Annotated in this window: 16 protein-coding genes; 3 read left to right on the top strand and 13 right to left on the bottom strand. The window is 39.0% G+C overall.

Features of this window, described 5'->3' with window-relative positions:
* Positions 1-50: 50 nt before the first annotated feature.
* The 8 genes from metC to WFN33_RS02020 all read right to left on the bottom strand — a co-directional run bounded on the left by metC (position 51) and on the right by WFN33_RS02020 (position 9,267).
* Positions 51-1,220, bottom strand: coding sequence for a cystathionine beta-lyase (metC, locus tag WFN33_RS02055; RefSeq protein ID WP_336951107.1), 1,170 nt, complete (start codon positions 1,218-1,220; stop codon positions 51-53).
* Between the two features lie 346 nt (positions 1,221-1,566).
* Positions 1,567-2,037 carry an Lrp/AsnC family transcriptional regulator gene (locus WFN33_RS02050; RefSeq protein ID WP_336951106.1) on the bottom strand — a complete coding sequence of 157 codons (471 nt, stop codon included), beginning with the start codon at positions 2,035-2,037 and terminating at the stop codon, positions 1,567-1,569.
* 181 nt (positions 2,038-2,218) lie between these two features.
* A complete protein-coding gene (locus WFN33_RS02045; RefSeq protein WP_336951104.1) occupies positions 2,219-3,112 on the bottom strand; it encodes a LysR family transcriptional regulator in 894 nt (297 codons plus the stop codon).
* A 48-nt stretch (positions 3,113-3,160) separates the two neighbouring features.
* Positions 3,161-4,513: an MFS transporter gene (locus tag WFN33_RS02040; protein ID WP_336951103.1), complete on the bottom strand. Its 1,353-nt coding sequence runs from the start codon at positions 4,511-4,513 to the stop codon at positions 3,161-3,163.
* Positions 4,514-4,558: 45 nt separating this feature from the next.
* Complete coding sequence (gene salA, locus WFN33_RS02035) at positions 4,559-5,845, bottom strand: salicylate 1-monooxygenase (protein WP_336951102.1); 1,287 nt, start codon at positions 5,843-5,845, stop codon at positions 4,559-4,561.
* Between the two features lie 285 nt (positions 5,846-6,130).
* Complete coding sequence (locus WFN33_RS02030; RefSeq protein ID WP_336951100.1) at positions 6,131-8,353, bottom strand: TonB-dependent siderophore receptor; 2,223 nt, start codon at positions 8,351-8,353, stop codon at positions 6,131-6,133.
* 159 nt (positions 8,354-8,512) lie between these two features.
* Positions 8,513-8,623: a DUF6616 family protein gene (locus WFN33_RS02025; RefSeq protein WP_336951099.1), complete on the bottom strand. Its 111-nt coding sequence runs from the start codon at positions 8,621-8,623 to the stop codon at positions 8,513-8,515.
* A gap of 35 nt (positions 8,624-8,658) precedes the next feature.
* Entirely contained in the window at positions 8,659-9,267 is a 609-nt protein-coding gene (locus WFN33_RS02020) for a TetR/AcrR family transcriptional regulator (protein ID WP_336951098.1), read from the bottom strand.
* Between the two features lie 179 nt (positions 9,268-9,446).
* Between WFN33_RS02020 and WFN33_RS02015 the strand changes: the two genes are divergently transcribed.
* From WFN33_RS02015 to WFN33_RS02005, 3 genes are read left to right on the top strand one after another with little or no spacing between them, the layout of a single operon-like run.
* The gene (locus tag WFN33_RS02015) at positions 9,447-10,499 is read left to right on the top strand and encodes a sugar phosphate isomerase/epimerase family protein (RefSeq protein WP_336951097.1); all 1,053 of its coding nucleotides are present in this window, start codon (positions 9,447-9,449) and stop codon (positions 10,497-10,499) included.
* Between the two features lie 20 nt (positions 10,500-10,519).
* Positions 10,520-11,392: an alpha/beta fold hydrolase gene (locus WFN33_RS02010; RefSeq protein WP_336951096.1), complete on the top strand. Its 873-nt coding sequence runs from the start codon at positions 10,520-10,522 to the stop codon at positions 11,390-11,392.
* Between the two features lie 10 nt (positions 11,393-11,402).
* The gene (locus WFN33_RS02005) at positions 11,403-12,314 is read left to right on the top strand and encodes an alpha/beta hydrolase (protein WP_336951094.1); all 912 of its coding nucleotides are present in this window, start codon (positions 11,403-11,405) and stop codon (positions 12,312-12,314) included.
* Between the two features lie 112 nt (positions 12,315-12,426).
* Here the strand turns inward: WFN33_RS02005 and WFN33_RS02000 are convergent, their stop codons facing one another.
* The 5 genes from WFN33_RS02000 to mmsB form a co-directional block, all read right to left on the bottom strand.
* Complete coding sequence (locus tag WFN33_RS02000) at positions 12,427-13,452, bottom strand: enoyl-CoA hydratase/isomerase family protein (RefSeq protein ID WP_336951093.1); 1,026 nt, start codon at positions 13,450-13,452, stop codon at positions 12,427-12,429.
* Positions 13,453-13,467: 15 nt separating this feature from the next.
* Positions 13,468-14,241, bottom strand: a complete 774-nt coding sequence (locus WFN33_RS01995; RefSeq protein ID WP_336951092.1) for an enoyl-CoA hydratase — start codon at positions 14,239-14,241, stop codon at positions 13,468-13,470.
* Between the two features lie 55 nt (positions 14,242-14,296).
* A complete protein-coding gene (locus tag WFN33_RS01990; protein WP_336951091.1) occupies positions 14,297-15,424 on the bottom strand; it encodes an acyl-CoA dehydrogenase family protein in 1,128 nt (375 codons plus the stop codon).
* Positions 15,425-15,497: 73 nt separating this feature from the next.
* Positions 15,498-17,150, bottom strand: coding sequence for an AMP-binding protein (locus tag WFN33_RS01985; RefSeq protein ID WP_336951090.1), 1,653 nt, complete (start codon positions 17,148-17,150; stop codon positions 15,498-15,500).
* 103 nt (positions 17,151-17,253) lie between these two features.
* Positions 17,254-18,144: a 3-hydroxyisobutyrate dehydrogenase gene (gene mmsB / locus WFN33_RS01980; RefSeq protein ID WP_336951089.1), complete on the bottom strand. Its 891-nt coding sequence runs from the start codon at positions 18,142-18,144 to the stop codon at positions 17,254-17,256.
* Position 18,145: the final 1 nt, after the last annotated feature.

The raw sequence follows: 18,145 nt of genomic DNA, 5'->3' as shown, positions 1-18,145 counted from the left end.
TTGCTATATTGCATATTTAAGGTCTCATTTTACTATAATGTATAATGAAATTAAGCTATCGCACGCTGAGCAATAGTTAGTGCCTCCTCCAAATCCGCTTTTAAATCGTCTACATGTTCAAGTCCAGCATGTAGACGTACCAAATATCCACGACTAGGCAAATGACTTTGAGTTCGATAAGGCGTTCCAACTGGCAAAATCAAACTTTCAAATCCACCCCATGACAAGCCAATGTGGAAAAGCCTTAAAGAATCAAAGAAAGCCTCAACAAAACATGGATTGTTTTGTTTTAAATAAAAAGAAAATAAGCCTGTAGACCCAGAAAAGCTCTGTTGCCATAGTTTGTGATATGGATTCATTGCTAAAGCAGGATGATTTACCACATCAATTGCTGGATGTTCATTTAGATAATGAGCAAGTATCACGCCATTCTCTTCATGTTGTTTTAAGCGGACAGCTAAACTCCTTAATCCACGTGAAGCTAAATAAATATCATCTGGACTTGTCGTTTCACCAAAAAAATGCACAACTTTGTTTAATTGCTCAATCGATGCTGCATTTGCTGTTGCAGTTCCCATGAGAATGTCAGAATGCCCACCAATATATTTTGTGACAGCCTGAATTGAGACATCGGCACCATGTTTTAAAGGTTGAAAAAACAATGGCGTTGCCCAAGAGTTATCCACTAAAACCTTGGCATTCATAGCATGGCTTATTTCTGAGATTGAAGCAATATCGCTAATTTCAAAAGTAATTGAACCCGGTGACTCTACAAAGACCACACTGGTTTTTTGATTAATTTTGCTCTTTAACTCGTTTAAATCACATGAGTTAAAGTATTCAACATGGATTCCCAGTTTGGGCAACATACTGTCTGCAAAACTTCGTGTTGGCCCATAAATATTATCAGCAATCAGAACGTGATCACCTGCTGCAACGAATGCCATTAATGCATGTGTACAAGCCGATAGTCCAGATGGAAAAACCATGCATCCTGCCCCACCTTCTAATGCATTAATTGCACTTTCAAAAGACTTTGCTGTAGCAGCACCAAAACGGCCATAATGTTTATAAACACCGCCATTTTGCTTATGATCCTCCCATTCTTTAAAACTATCGACAACAATAGTTGAGCCTCGATAAACAGGTGTATTCACCAAACCATCAAAACGCTGAGGGGTTCTTCCCAAATTTATGACTTGTGTACAAAAGTGATTCATAGCAGCACCAGCATGATTTCTAAGAAATATTTCTACAACCAATGATAGATAAAATCCATAGAATTTTTATTTTAAATAAATCACTATTTTTTAAAAAATATAGAATATAAATCCGTATTTTAACATTTACTGGGAATTTTATTCCCTTAATGACATGATAAGGTAAATACTGATAATCTGGCTGAGTGATATGTTCAGTGCTTTATTGAATAATTTTTAAGGCTTATTTACCTTTCTATAGTCATTGAGATAGTTCGATTCCTTTGTAAAAAGCATTTCACAGATCAAAGCCTAAAAGAAATATAGACTATTGAAGACTTTGGTTTTTATGGAAAAAAATCAATGCTCAAAGAAAATTTAAAGGTAATTCAGTTGTATACTTAATTTGCTCCATTGCAAAACTCGAACTCACATCAGTAAGACCAGAAATTTGAATTATTTTTTTATAGACTTTGTCATACTCAAGAACATCGGGTACAGCGACTTTTAACAAATAATCAGTCTCTCCAGCCATCCGATACACTTCTATAACTTCATCGATTGTGTGGATATGATTGTGAAATTTTTGAATCCATTCTGCATTATGTTGTGCTGTTTTAATAAAAACCATAACAATCACGTTGATATTTAACTTTTTACGATCTAATAAAGCAACTTTAGCGCGAATAATTCCTTCTTCTTCCATTTTATGAATGCGTCGCCAACAGGCGGTATTACTTAATCCAATACGATCTGCGATATCACCAATTGCACAGGTACAGTCTTTTTGCAAGAGTTCCAAAATTCCACGATCATATTTATCTAGCTGTAATTTCATGTAGTTCACTTAAGTAAATTAAAAATAGTGACTGATTTATCGATGATTGGAATCGTATTCTATTTTTGACCAGATAAATAGATTTTTAATCCTAAATGATTACGCAAAAGCATAGTTTAAATAATGAATAGTTCTGACTCTATCCACTAATTTTTAACGCATTGTTCATAAGAATACGGCGTTACAACGCTTGGAAAAGTTCTTGTAACGTTTGTATAAACCAAGTTCGGGCTTCTATATCATCTCGATGGTTATACCAATTGGTACTCACATTAAAGGGTTTAACTGAAAATGGTAATTCAAAAATGTTCACATCACCATTACGTGCATATACTTTTGCTGCTCGTGAAGGCAAGGTCACCAATAATTCAGAACTGGTCACCACATCTTGTAAAACACTAAAATGAGGAAGCTCAAGCATGATTTTTCTTTTTAAGCCCAATTCCTTCAGCCTTTGATCAATTTCAATGTGACCCGTTGAAGACTTAATAGCAGCATGATTTTCTTGAAAATATTGTTCTAAACTCAGTGTATCCCTGATACGTGGATGGTACTTATGCGCAATGCACATATAGCGTTCTTCAAATAAATTACGTGATTCAATTTTAGGCATAACGGTATAACTACTATTGAATACAGCAACATCTAAAAAACCTTCAGTCAGCCAGTCTTCTACTTTATGCGATTGAATTTCTTCAATTTCCACCTTAATAAATGGTGCTTCTTTAGAAAGGTATTGAATTAAAGAAGGTAGTAAACATATTTCACCCAAATCAGATAAGCCTAAACGAAATATCCGAGTTGACGTTTTTGGGTCAAAGTATTTAGAAGCTGTAACTGCCATTTCAATATCGGTAATTGCTTGCCTAAAGCTCGGGTATAAACTTTGTGCCAACTTGGTCGGTTTGACTCCAAATTTGTCTCGTTCAAATAAAGGATCATTTAAAAATTTACGTAGGCGATTTAGATTGTAGGTGACAGATGGCTGGCTTAAATTGAGGCGCTCAGCTGCATGACTAATATTTTTAGTTTCAAAAACGATAATAAAAACTTTAATAAGACTTAGATCAATCAATTGTCATATCTCTATTGAATGAGGGAGGTAGACCTCCCTGCTCTACTTTTAGATTTGTACCGCTTTCACCGCCAATTTTGTTTTTTTCAACTGTAAGCGAATCATTGAAACACTCATTACCGCAATAATACAAGGGATTGATAATGCGATAAAATTATAATTAATGGGCAGACTTAAGCTTAACAGCCAACCACATAAGATTGGCCCTAAAATTGCGCCTAAGCGCCCCACACCTAAAGCCATTCCTAAGCCTGTTGCACGAATATTGGATGAATAAAATTGGGACATATACGCCAATAATAAGATTTGCCCACCAATTGATGCAGCACCTGCAACCGCAATACAAAAATAAAGAATGACCATTGGTAAATTATAACTCAGTAAGATTAATGCGATCGCGCCACTTAAAAACAGTGAGCATAATACCTTTGCCAGATTAAAACGATCCGCTAAGTAGCCACCACAAATTGCACCAAGCATTCCACCAATATTTAAAGCCAATAGAAAAACCAGACTGGTCGATAAGTCATAGCCTGCTTCTACCATTAATTTAGGCAACCAATTACCTAAAGCATAGACCAGTACAAGCGCCATAAATACGCTGCCCCAGAATAAGAGTGTCACCATCCCACAATTTTCTGCAAATAAATCCTTGATCGGGGTTTTAGAGGTAGATTGATTGTCTTGATGAAGACCAATTTGAGTCTGAGACGTATAGGTAATATTGCCGTCAATTTGTTTAAGGATCTCAATGGCTTGGTCAGTTTTATCACGGCGCACCAAATAATCAATCGATTCGGGTAACAGCTTCCAGATTATGGGAATGAGTAAAAGTGGCGTGCCTCCTAGAATAAACATGATTTTCCAACCAAATTGCGGAACTAACCACATTCCTAATAAAGCTGAACACATCCCACCGACTGCATAACCACTAAACATTAAGGAAACCAAGGTTGAGCGTAGTTTTTTAGGTGCGTATTCAGTCATCAAGGCGATTACATTTGGCATGACCCCGCCTAACCCCAAACCAGCCAAAAACCGAAAAACTCCAAAACTTTGTGGATTATTGGCATAACCACAAACTAAAGTAAAACCACTGAATAAACAGATACATAAAATAATTAATTTTTTACGGCTGAATCCATAGCTTTCTAATTTATCACTCAGGCTACCGAAAATAATTGCACCAAACATCATCCCAAATAGGGCGACACTGCCCAGAAATCCAGCCGTAATACTGTCAATTTTCCATTCTGCCATCAACTTGGGTAAAGCAACACCGTAAATCACTAGATCATAACCATCAAAGATAATGATCAATGCACTGAGTAAAATCACCCGCCAATGAATGGCTTTTAATTTGGCATGATCAATAATTTCATTTGCATTTATGCTTTGCATAATAGACCTCCCTGGTCATATTGTCCTGTTTGTAATCTTTGTTGTTTAAGTCGTCATTTCAGTGTGCTGTAGTTGTTTTGCTAATGCTGCTTTGGCTGTCTGAATATCATTTTCAAGCGAATGCTGCCACAACCAGTCAAAACGCTGTGTCAAATGTTGGCCTATTGATTCAAAATCAGGATATTTCGATGAATATAGCTCATAGATTTCACCTGATTCACGCGAGGTATTTTGAACTTTCACGGCGCGCGCTAATCGAACTTGCTCATAGATTTCCGATACAGCTTTGATAGATTCAGATGTCAACCTAGGGTTTTCTAATAATTTAGCTAAAATCAAAGCATCCTCTAAACCTTGTCCAGCACCAGCACCTTGATGCGGTAACATGGCATGAGCAGCATCGCCAATCAAAATCACATTATTGTTTTTGTTTATATAGGTTTCTAAAGGTTGAATTTCATGTAATGCCCAAATGGTTGGTGAGTCGATCAGATCCAATAATGCCTTACAACTCTCGCTCCAGTCTGCAAAATCAGCCAGCATGGCTTGTTTTGAAACAGGAGATGTCCATGGTGTATTCTCTGCTAATACAGTTTGCGTGCGATCTGACTTAAACGCAACAATGTTAATTTCTTCACCCTGACGGATTGGGAAAGTTAAGATATGTTTATCTTTCCCTAAAAGCATTTGTGGTACATCGGCAATTTCTGCATCATTTCCCAGTTTTGCAATGGCTTGCTTAAAATCTTGAAATTTAATAATTCCACGATATGCCCAAGTCCCTGAAAACTGAGGTTCAACACGCGCTAATTGATTAGAGTCAAGCACATGATTTCGAACAACTGACCGAATTCCATCACAACCAATCACATAATCAAATGTAATATGTTGACCATCGATAAAGTGAATTGTCGCTTGTTCTTCATCTGCCTCAATTTCTTGTACACGTTTATTAAAATGTACATTTGTTAAAGGCACCAACGGAATTAAACGATCGAGAAAATCTGCACGATGTACCGAAGATTGTCCGACTTGTGGCGCAATCGATGCAGCTAGATACTCATCGGTATAACCATTACGCCATTGAAACCAAATATCGGTGTATGGTGCCTTTACCTGATCGGCAATAGATTCATACTCTTGGCTTAAACCTAATAATTGAATGGCTTTAACTGCGTTGGCACCAAACGAAATCCCTGCGCCAATCTCGGAAAACTGTGATGCGGACTCAAAGAGATGTACATCTAAATGTTTATTTTTGAACAATTGAGTGGTGAGTGCTAATCCAGCAATACCGCCACCAATCACAGCAACTCTAATTTTTTTGTCCATTTTTAGCATTCCTTACTAAATTGCTTAGAATTCTATAATTGGTTATTTTTTAGAATAAATCCAATTTATATTTTTAGGTTTGTACTATCTATTTTTTTGATATTTATTTAAATAAATCTCTTTCATAAATGAAAAAGTGATCATGTAGCGTGAATCATATTGTGATTGAAAATCCCTTCTCCCTTTGGGAGAAGGCAAGGATGAGGGGGATTTTATGTTGATTTTTAGCTTTAAAAAAGTCTTATGAAATAATATTAAAATATTGATATAACTAAATTAGTTTAGTTAAAAACCCACAATCCACGAGAGTTGCGCTGTACGTGGTGCACCAAGAAATAAATAGTCATCGCCTAAGAAACTCCCCGCATCGCGCCAGTATTTTTTATTAAACACGTTATCAACATTAAATCGAAGCGTATTGTCATAACCATAAGCACGGAAGTTATAAGCTGTACCTACATCAAACACGCTATAGCCTGATACTTTTACTGTACCTGTTTTATTGGCATATTTACTGCTGCTGTATTGCATGCCAGCCAATAAACGTAAGCCATCTACTTGTGGTACTCGATAAGATAGATGATTAGCAAAACGAACACTTGGTACATTCTGAGTTTGATGACCTTGATAATCAGCCACTTGTATTTCTTTTAAACGTGAACGAATTAAAGCTAAAGAAGAAGTCATATCTAAATTTTGCCCTAAGCGTCCTTGTAAGCCCAATTCCAAACCAAGATTATGTTGCTTACCATCCGTGACAAAGTATTTGTCTGCGTTGGTGTATTGATTGTCTTGGGTTAAATCGAACAACGCCGCGGTAAACAGTAATGTTTGCCACTGCTGCTTAAGACCCAATTCATACTGAGTTGAATTTATCGGTGCTAACGTTTTAAAAGCATTACCTTCAATACCTTGATCAGGAATACCAGTAGCAAACCAAGGGGCTTGTCCGCCATCACTTAATCCTTTGGCATAAGAAGCATAGAGATGAGTCTGTTCCCAAGGTTGATACATCAACGCAAACTGCGGTAAGAAACGATTGAAATTGGTCTCTCGGATGTTGTTTGCATCTTCATCATAGGCATTTTCATTTAAGTGCATTAGTTTGCCACCCAACAATACTGACCATTCAGCGTTAAAGTCAATCTGGTCAAGTAAGTTCAATGCAGTTTGTTGACTGTCTAATGATTTATAATGTTTACCTAAAGTTTTGTCAGTAGGCGCATACGTTATAGGATCATTATAAATATTTCCTGTAGATTCAGAACCCTTAACTATAGGCTCGTTGATTGCATTATATTGTATATGCCGTTTGCTTATATGTGACAGTTCTAAACTCAGCTTATGTTGCCAAGCCCCTGTGCTAAACTTGCCGTTTAAGCCTGCTTTAAATTGATTGGTTAAGAAGCTGTCGTCTGGATTACGGAAATCATAAATATCATAGTTACCATTTTGGTCAAAGGTATTACCTAAACTTGTCGTTTGACAAATACTGCTACCACAACCCCACGGAAATGCTGAATAATCATCAATCACGACACGGCTTTGTGAAGCAGACAGATTTGTTGTCCAGTGGTCATTGACTTGGTAAATATATTTTAAGCTGGCATTTAGACTTTCATTGGTCACTGGTTTACTCCAGCTTTGATAACCAAGTAAACGGTCCCATTTGACGCCAGTGGGTACAGTGGTACCATCCAGTAACTGATAACCTGCGACTGAGCGCTGACGTTGATGCTGTGATTCAATATCAAATTCTAATTTTGACTGATCTGAAATTTCCCAATCTAAAGCCAAAGCACCAAACAAACGCTTCCCATCTGCATGCTCAACATAAGGATGAATTTCTTCTTTGGCCAGATTCAGTCGATAACCAAACTGCTGATCGTCTCCAAACAAACCACCCAAGTCAGTTGCGACACGATTGCCACCATGACTATCCACTTCAACGGTGATAGCACGAATGTCTTCTGGACGTTTAGTGACATAATTGATAACACCACCCGGTGTTGACATCCCACTTTGGATTGCACTTATACCCTTTAGAATTTCAACTTGTGCCTTGTTCTCTAGTGCCACATTTTGCTCGCCACGCAACAAATGACCATTGAGTAAATAACTTGACCCTAAATTCAGGTTAAAGCCACGCATAATAAAGTTTGGATAATAACCAATGGGTGCATAGCCATCGCCGATGGCTGCATCATTTTTAACAACATCCGTCAGGGTTTTTGCATGTTGGTCAGCGATACGTTCCGCGGTGACTGTACTGATAGATGCAGGAATCTCAGCAAGATTTTGCTGAGTAAATCCTGATAAATTTACCTTGGGTTGATAATAAGCAGTTGGTGTTGTTTCTATTGTTTGAACGCTTACTTTAATCGTTTTAAGTTGTTGGGTATCTTTTTCAGTATCAGCATGTGCCAATGCTGAACTTAGCCCTAGACATGAAAATGAACCAACTGCCAATAATGCTTTTTGTAAACGAGAAAATGGATACGTTTTCACAGTAATTGTCTAACCCCAAAAGATAATTTTACAGCCTAAATTTATGCGCATGAGTATTCACAATTTTCTTCGATTGAACAAGCATTTCTATAAGATATTTAAGCTTTAAAGAACACCTTGATATGACCTTAAAAATAAATATGCATCTTAGAAGAAAAATTAAAACTTTGCTAAAGCATCAAGATGTTGCTGGAAATCACCTTCTGTCCCCGCAGCATTTACATGTTCGAAGTAATCATACCAACCACTTGCTTCAATACCTGTTAACAATGCATCACTTATACATTGTTACTGCTGATCTATGCCTAAGCTTTTGAAGATGAAACCAGATATTGATCTAAATTTTTAAGGGAAAAATCGATGATTTGCAAAAGCATTTGTTCTGAATAACCATCTCTAGCTTGAACAGATAATCCATGTAGCACTAGTCCGTAATATTGCCCTAATATTTCAGGTTCGGCATGTTCTAATAATTGTCCATCTGCTTTCGCCTGTTTAAAGCGCTTAACCAGACTTTGACCACGTTCAATACGTTGTTGCTTCATCCAGTCTAAAAGACCTTGATTTTCCTGACTTAATACACTTGCAGATGATACAACCATACAGCCATATGAATGTTTATTCTGGGTATAAAGTTTGATTGCATCTTGAAATAATTGGCTGATCGCATCCTTAATATTTGCTTGTTGTAAAGCGTGGATCGCAAAGCCGCCTTCATTTTCTTCGTAATGTATAACAGCTTCTCGAAACAACGCCTCTTTCGAGCCAAAGGCTTTATAAATACGCGCTGAAGCAATACCTAAGACCTCGACTAAATCTGACATCGAAGTCCCTTCATAGCCATGTTGCCAGAAAAAATCACGCGCTTGAATCAGTGCTTTTTCTCTATCAAATTCTCTTGGTCTACCAGCCATAACGACGCTTCAATCCGATTTAGTATTTTTTATTATCATTCGAAAAAATAAATTTCGCAAATAAATCAATAGGATTTGTTGGAAAGGCTGCCCTTTTTCAGATTCTTTTTTAAAAACTTGTTGTTTTTATTCAAAAGAAAGCCTATTGTTTGTCAATCGACAACTAATTGAGTTTAGCTATGCAAACCATCAAAGGTCCAAGTATTCATCTCGCACAATTCAGTGATGATATTTTCCCATTTAATAATTTAGAGAGCATTGCTGCATGGGTTTCCGATAAAGGCTTTAAAGCTGTACAACTGCCAGCATGGGATAAGCGTTTATTTGATGTTAATTTAGCAGCCACAAGCCAAGATTATTGCGATGAAATACAAGGGGTTTTACAAAATAATGGTTTAGAAGTTAGTGAGTTGACAACGCATATTTTTGGTCAACTTATGGCTGTACATCCAGCTTATGATGCTTTGTGTGATGGTTTTGCACCTTCACATTTACATGGAAATTCAATAGCTAGAACTCAATGGGCGGAACAACAAATGTTGGCTTCTGTTCAAGCATCTGCCCGTTTAGGTTTACAAGATATGGGAACTTTTTCAGGTTCACTGGCATGGCCTTATATCTTTCCTTTTCCTCAACGCCCTGCTGGACTTATTGAAACCGCTTTTGATGAACTTGCACGTCGTTGGATGCCGATCCTCAATGCTTGTGATGAACATAATGTCAATTTGTGTTACGAAATTCATCCTGGTGAAGACTTACATGATGGTATTTCCTTTGAAATGTTCTTAGAACGAACACAACACCACCCACGTTGTCAGATTCTTTTTGACCCGAGTCATTTTATTCTGCAACAACTGAATTATTTGGAATACATCGATATCTATAAAGATTTTATTCGGATGTTTCATGTTAAAGATGCTGAGTTTAATCCGACAGGACGCCAAGGGATGTATGGGGGCTATCAAAATTGGGGAGATCGTGCAGGCCGATTCCGTTCAACTGGAGATGGTCAGGTTGATTTCAAAGCAATTTTCTCAAAATTGACACATAACGACTATCAGGGCTGGGCAACTTTGGAATGGGAATGTTGCTTAAAAAATAAAGAGGATGGTGCAAGTGAAGGTGCTGAGTTTATTCAACAACATATTATTCATGTTACTGATAAAACCTTTGATGATTTTGCCGCAGCGCCTGTCAATCAATTGCAAATAAATCAACTTTTGGGTATCTAAGGCAGCGATTGGAATTCACTATGACAACCATTACAACACATGAAAATTTAGTCGATCAATTTCAGCATCATTACATTCATATAGACAGTAAAAAACTTCATTATGTCTCTACAGGCCGTGGTCCTGTCGTATTACTTATCCCCGGTTGGCCACAAACATGGTACGCATGGCGAAATGTGATGCGTGTCTTGGCGGCCAACGGTTATCAGGCAATTGCTGTAGATCCACCGGGAACGGGATATTCTGTTCCGCTGAATGGGAGTTATGATACCGGGCGAATTGCGACAATTTTATCCAGCTTAATGTCAAAACTTGGACATGATCGCTATTCAGTGATTGGTCACGATATCGGGATGTGGGTTGCTTATGCACTTGCAGCTGATTTTCCCCAATCTGTTACTTCTCTGGCCGTGACTGAAGCCGTTATTCCCGGATTGGCAACGCCACCGCCTATTTTTGTTTCGCCTGATGAAAATATTTTTCTATGGCATTTTATGTTTAATCAAGTGATGGATTTACCTGAAGCTTTGGTCAGTGGACGTGAAGAGACTTATCTTAATTATATTTTTGATAAGTGGTCATGGCATAGAGATAAAGTCGCTGCTGAAACGTATATTGAGGCTTATAAGGTATCGGGACGTTTAACGGCAGGTTTTAATTACTATCGCTCAATCCCCGAAACTATTCGTCAAAATAAAATCCGCGCAACTAAAAATCTAGAAATGCCTGTATTGGCAATTGGTGCAGAACAGGCAACCAATGATGCACCTTATGAAACAATGAAAAAAGTTGCACCGCATTTAACCAGTGCAATTGTGAAAGATTGTGGTCATTTTATTATGGAGGAACAACCCGAAGCATTTTGTTCCCTGATTTTAGAATTTCTCCAATAGGAGCAATAAGATGCCTTTAGATCATCAAATTGCAGACTGGCTTAACACTAGACCTGCTGCAACAGCTGCCAATACGCTTGGTGAATTAAGAGCGCAGGTAAACCAGGACATCATACAACAGCAAGGTATTGAGCAAGATCCCAGCTATCAATCCAGTTTTTGGGTCACAACCTCTGATCAAGCTCAAATCCAAGTTCGGGTATATACGCCCTATGCTATGGTGCAGCTACAAAGCAATCCAGCTTTAGTATTTGCCCACGGCGGTGGATGGTGTTTGGGGAGTTTAGATGCATGGGATCGTTCATGCCGTTTACTGGCAGAATCAACACAGCATGTTATCTTTTCAGTGGATTATCGCCTAGCGCCTGAATTCAAATTTCCAGTACCGCTGACAGATTTTTTTACAGCACTTCGTTATATTCAAGAACATGCTTTAAGTTTAGGGCTTGATCAAAATCGTATTGCTGTGGGTGGTGATAGTGCGGGCGCCAATCTTGCAGCGGCTGCATGCTTACTCGCTAATGCGCATCCAGAAATCCAGATTAGTCAACAACTGCTATTTTATCCAGCCTTAGATGCTACGATGCATGGCACATCCTATGAAACTTATGCAGATGGCTATGGCTTAACCACTGCAACAATGACATATTGTTGGGATCAATATCTAAATAGTGATTCTGACAAAACCAATGAGTTGGTGAGCCCCCTACTGGCACAGTCATTACAAGGCTTACCAGAGGCAAAAATTTTTGTCTGTGAATATGATCCACTGCGTCATGATGGCGAACAATATGCTGAAAGATTGAGAAATGCTGGTGTCTCGGTGAAATTTCATTTTCTAGCAGGAATGATTCATGGTGCAATCCATATGACTGCAATCACAGATAAAGCCAATGCTATATATGATAAGATTGATTTATAGTTGGTTTTTGATCATTGTAAAATAAAAAGGAAATCACATGATTTCCTTTTTTGTTGCCATTAAAAGTACCTGAATGTTTGTAAAAACAAAACTGATATACGCATTAAAAATATTAACCTAATTCAGCCAAGATTTTATCTAGAGTCGCATTCTGTTGTTGCCATTTCGGCTGTTTATCTTTGTCAATAATTAATGCACGTACACCTTCAAGAATATCACCATGTTCAAACCAGATATCCTGTAAATTTCGTTCCAGTTGCATACATTGTTGTAATGACAATCCCCGTCCTAAGTATTGCAGTCTTAAACTGGTCTTTTTCGCCAGCCAAGAACGTTGTTGCAAAGTGCTTAGGACTTTACTTGCCCAAGCTTTATGCTGTTGATCTTTTTCATTTTCAAGACTTTTTTCAATATCTTGCAAATTTTCAAAGCCAAAATGCTTCCGAATGTTTTCAACGGATGTACTGAGTTCACTTGCTACAGGACGGGTAATAAATTTAGAAATTATCTGTTCGATCTTATCTTTGCTTAAGTTGCTTGATTGACTCAGGGCATCGAATAAAGCATTAAACTGTTGGCTAGGAACATGATAATCAATCAAATCTAAATACAAGGCATCACTGCTGCTGATCTGATCGCCTGTGGTTGCCAGATAAACCCCAATATCATCTAAACGCGACAAGAAATGGGTTGCGGCAACATCAGGAAAGAAACCAATCGCCGTTTCAGGCATGGCAAACCGTGATTTTTCACTGCTGATAATAATATGACAGGCTTGTGCCAGACCAAAACCGCCGCCTAATACATAGCCATCTAACAATACCACAACTGGTTTTTTTGACGCGCGAATGCTATTCAACATGTCATATTCAGCGATAAAATAGCACTTATGTCCATCTGTACCATTTTGATAACAATCGTAAAGATAACGAATATCACCACCTGCACAAAATGCTTTTGGGCTATTGGATTTGATCAGTATCGCTTGAATGCCAGCATCATTTTGCCAAGTTTCAACTTGTGTACGGATACCATTGATCATATCCAAAGTCAGTGCATTCAGGCTGGACACTCGATCTAAGGTAATCACACCCAGAGCTGCGTGCTGTTCGACGATTAAATGATTTTCAGTATTCATCCCATCTCCGTCCTGTTATTGGTTTTTAAAGTTGGCTTGGCGTTTATCAACAAAGGCTTGCATGCCTTCTTTTTGATCCAAAGTAGCAAAAATTGAATGAAAGGTTCGTCGTTCAAAACGTAAACCTTCCGCTAAACTCACTTCAAAGGCACGATTAATTGATTCTTTGATCATCATTGTCGCCACCAATGATTTTTCAGCAATTTTTTCAGCAGCACTTAAAGTCTGGGTTAAAAGCTCTTCGGGGCTAAAGACGCGGGCAACTAAACCACTCAGTTCTGCCTCAATTGCCCCCATTTGTCGAGCGGTTAAACACATTTCCATCGCTTTGGCTTTACCTATGGCAAGGGTTAAACGCTGCGTCCCCCCAATGCCAGGAATCACGCCTAAAGTGACTTCAGGTAAGCCAAATTTGGCATTATCCGCACAGTAAATAAAATCACACATCAGTGTCAACTCACAACCACCACCCAAGGCATAGCCACTGACAGCAGCGATTAAAGGTTTACGGCGTTGTGCAATTCGATCAGCAAGATTAAAAAAATCATCAAAATAAATATTGGGAAAGTTCAATCCCGCCATTTCTTTAATATCAGCACCTGCTGCAAAGGCTTTTTCTGAACCAGTCAGCACCATGCAACCAATCTTCTGATCTTTTTCTAAATCATCTAAAGCTAAATTCACTTCTTGAATTAATTTTGAATTTAATGCGTTTAAAGCCTTTGGACGATTGAGTCTAATTAAGCCTACGCCTTTATGTTTTTCCAGTAAAATTGTTTCAAATTGCATATTCATTTCCTTATCTATTTTATCCCATCATCTGATACACAGCGATTGAATCTATTTATAAACTTCGCGCAATCACCAAGCGCTGGATGTCACTAGTGCCTTCATAGATTTGGCAAATACGGGCATCACGATAAATCCGTTCAATTGGAAAATCTTTTAAATAACCATATCCGCCGAAGACCTGTAAAGCTGCTGAACACACACGCTCTGCCATTTCAGAGGAAAATAATTTTGCCATAGAGGCTTCATTAAGACAGGGCTTGCCTGCTTCTTTCAATCGTGCGGCATGATGGACTAATTGACGAGCTGCTTCGATTTCTGTTGCCATACTGGCCAAACGAAAGGCGATTGCCTGATGCTCAAAAATCGGCTTTCCAAAAGTAATCCGTTCTTTGGCATATTTGCTGGCTTCTTCTAAGGCCGCACGTGCCAAACCCACCGCTTGCGCAGCAATACCAATACGACCGCCTTCAAGATTAGACAGTGCTATTTTAAGCCCTTCACCTTCTTGACCTAACATTAAGCTTTTATGTACCCGCACATCAGTCAATGCAATTTGGCAGGTATCTGAAGCATGCAATCCCAGTTTTTCTTCAGTCCGAATCACTTCATAGCCCGCAGTTTCCCGTGGTACAATAAAGGCACTGATACCTTTTTTACCAGCACTTGGATCGGTCACTGCAAATACAATAATTACACCAGCATTATTTCCTGAAGTAATAAATTGTTTTGCGCCGTTAATAATCCAGTCCTCACCATCTTTGACAGCTCGGGTTTTCAGCGCTGCTGCATCAGAGCCTGTATGCGGTTCGGTCAATGCAAAAGCACCAATCATTTCACCTTGCGCCAAAGGTAATAAATATTTTTGTTTTTGTTCTTCACTACCAAATTTAGCAATCGGAACACAACCGACTGAGTTATGTACACTCATAATGGTGGAGGTTGCGCCATCGGCCGCCGCAATTTCTTCAAGTGCAAGGACATAGGCTAAGTTGCCGGTATCTGAACCACCCCATTGCTCTGAAATCAGCATCCCCATAAAACCTAATTGCCCCATTTGTGACAAGGTCTCTTTTGGGAAAATACTATGTTTATCCCATTCTGCTGCATTCGGTTTAATTTGTTTTTTGGCAAAGCTTTTCGCCATGTCCTGAATCAATAATTGTTCTTCAGTAAATTGCATTTCAGATTCCTTAGCATCATTAAACGTCCTACATTCGGCAAGATTGCTCTATATAGGACTCTACTCACCAGCTTTATGCGTTTAATTGTTGTTTAGCAATCTCTTGATTACGCAGTAAAAAGCGTTGAATTTTGCCACTTGGTGTTTTTGGCAGTTCATTGACAAATTCTACTTGTCTTGGATAAGCATGGGCAGACAGACGTTTTTTGACAAATTGTCCAAGTTGTTCAGCCAATTCCTCAGATGGTATTTTATTTTCTGCCAAAATCACAAAAGCTTTAACGATTTCCGTTCGCTCTGGATCTGGTACTCCAACAACAGCGGCTTCAATCACTGCTTCATGTTCAAGTAATGCACTTTCTACATCAAAAGGTCCAATACGATATCCAGAGGTGGTAATCACATCATCACTACGTCCAACAAAGCTCATACTCCCATCTGTATGTAATTCAGCAGTATCACCGGTCAAATAATAATTTTTGATAAACGGTGATTTACGACTTTCTTTATAGCCACCAAACCACATCATCGGTGATTGACTGATATCTACCGCTAAAATTCCAGCGGTATCGGCAGGCAACTCATTCCCTTGATCATCCACCACAGCGACACGATAACCTGGACTGGCAAAACCAGCAGCGCCAGCACGGACGTCATGGTTTAAACCATGATGGTTGCACACCACCATGCCCACCTCAGTCTGTCCATAATGATCAAAAATAGGTGCATCAAGCACTTGCTTAAACCAACGAAAAACTTCTGGATTTAAAGGTTCTCCTGCACTGCTCACAACACGAAATTTACCCTTTAGTTGTGCCATTTGAGTGGAATCTGCGGCCATCATCATCCGATATGCTGTAGGTGCACCTGCCAAATTGGTAATTTTATAATCATCAATAATTTGACATAAACTGTCTATGCTAAAACCACCTTCATAAAACAAAGTGGCATGACCTAACAACAAAGGTCCTGTGATACCGTAATAAAGTCCATACGCCCAACCTGGATCAGCAATATTCCAAAATGCATCATCTGCGCGTAAGCCGATCGCATCTTTCATATAGTTACCAAAAGCAATTAATGCTTTGAGTGGGACTTCTAAAGGTTTTGCAGGTCCAGTGGTGCCTGAGGTAAACATCAGTAAAAATGGATCCTGAATGCTTTGCATGACTAGATCACAGTGCTCAGCGTGTTGATTGAGTTCTTTCCAAAAATCTAAATCGCCTTGTTGTACACCATGACCCTGTTGATCAGCGACGGTCATAATTTGTGGACACTGTGCAACTTCATCCAGTTTGCTACGATTGCCGATATCAGTCACGACTAATTTACTTTTTGCCAGCTGAACTCGATGTTCAATCGCCTTTGGCCCAAATGCAGTAAACAGCGGTTGATAGACTGCACCAATTCTCCAAGCAGCTAGAATCACCACCAATAATTCGGGAGTTCTTGGTAATAAACCCGAAATACGATCACCAGCTTGAATACCCTGTGACTTTAAAAAATTGGCAAACTGACTCGACCATTTTTTCAGTTGAGTAAAGGTATATTGTTCTTTACGACCATCTTTACCTTGCCAATATAGCGCAACTTTTTCATGATCTGCTTCCGCATGTCGGTCACAGCATTCATAACAGGCATTCAATTGATCAACTGATCCTGAGAGCATTTCTTTAACAACACTATCTAAATCAAATTTTTTAGCAACATCCTGATAATTCAACATATTATATACTCCGGCCTGGATTTATTGTTATTCATGACACGAGTGAATCTATGGATTTTTCACCACCCATTGGTGGTGAAATTAACTATGCTTCGACTGATGATCAAGCTTCTTTAGGCAAATATTGCTGAATGATGCTTGAGAAGTCGAGTTGAGCATTGCCTTGCATACACAATTGCTGATAAAGCTGCTGTACCAAACCGCCTAAAAGCAAAGGTTGTTTGACTTGACCTGCGGCTTCTACAGCCAAACCCAAATCTTTAAGCATCAGTTGAGAGGCAAATCCATCACTATAACCGCGTCCAGCGGGTGCATTGGCTGAAATACCCGGCCACGGGTTGCACACTTCCGAGCTCCAGCAACGACCGCTGGAACTATTGATTACACCTGCCAACGCCTGTGCATCGATACCGAGTTTAGCCCCTAGCGCCATGCCTTCAGCCACTGCGGCCATTGAAATGCCTAAAATGAGATTATTACAAATTTTAGCAATTTGCCCTGCACCCACTTCACCACAGTGCACGATGTTCTTGCCCATGGGTGCAAGCACAGATTTTACTTGTTCAAAGGCTTTATCATCAGTTCCCACCATAAAGGTCAGTGTACCTGCTTGAGCGCCGATCGTGCCACCTGAAACAGGTGCATCGCAAATTTGAATCCCTTGATCTATACCAATTGCAGCAATGTCTTTAATGGTTTGCGGATCAATGGTACTACTGTCAATACATAAGCTACCTTGTTTAAGGACAGTAAGTACCCCATTTTCCCCCAAATACACTTCTTTAACATGCTTTGCTGCTGGCAGCATAGTGATTACGACATCTGCATTTTCTGCTGCTGCCTGCGGACTATCACAGGCGATTCCACCTGCTTCGGTGAAATGTGTGATTGCAATATCACTTAAATCAAAGCCATAAACTGTCAAGCCTGATTTGAGTAAATTATGGGCCATTTTACCGCCCATATTACCTAAACCAATAAATGCAATATTCATC

Origin of the sequence: Acinetobacter sp. AS167, from assembly GCF_037152175.1 — a bacterium.
Classification (GTDB): Bacteria; Pseudomonadota; Gammaproteobacteria; order Pseudomonadales; family Moraxellaceae; genus Acinetobacter.
This window is presented reverse-complemented; position numbering and strand designations above follow the sequence as displayed.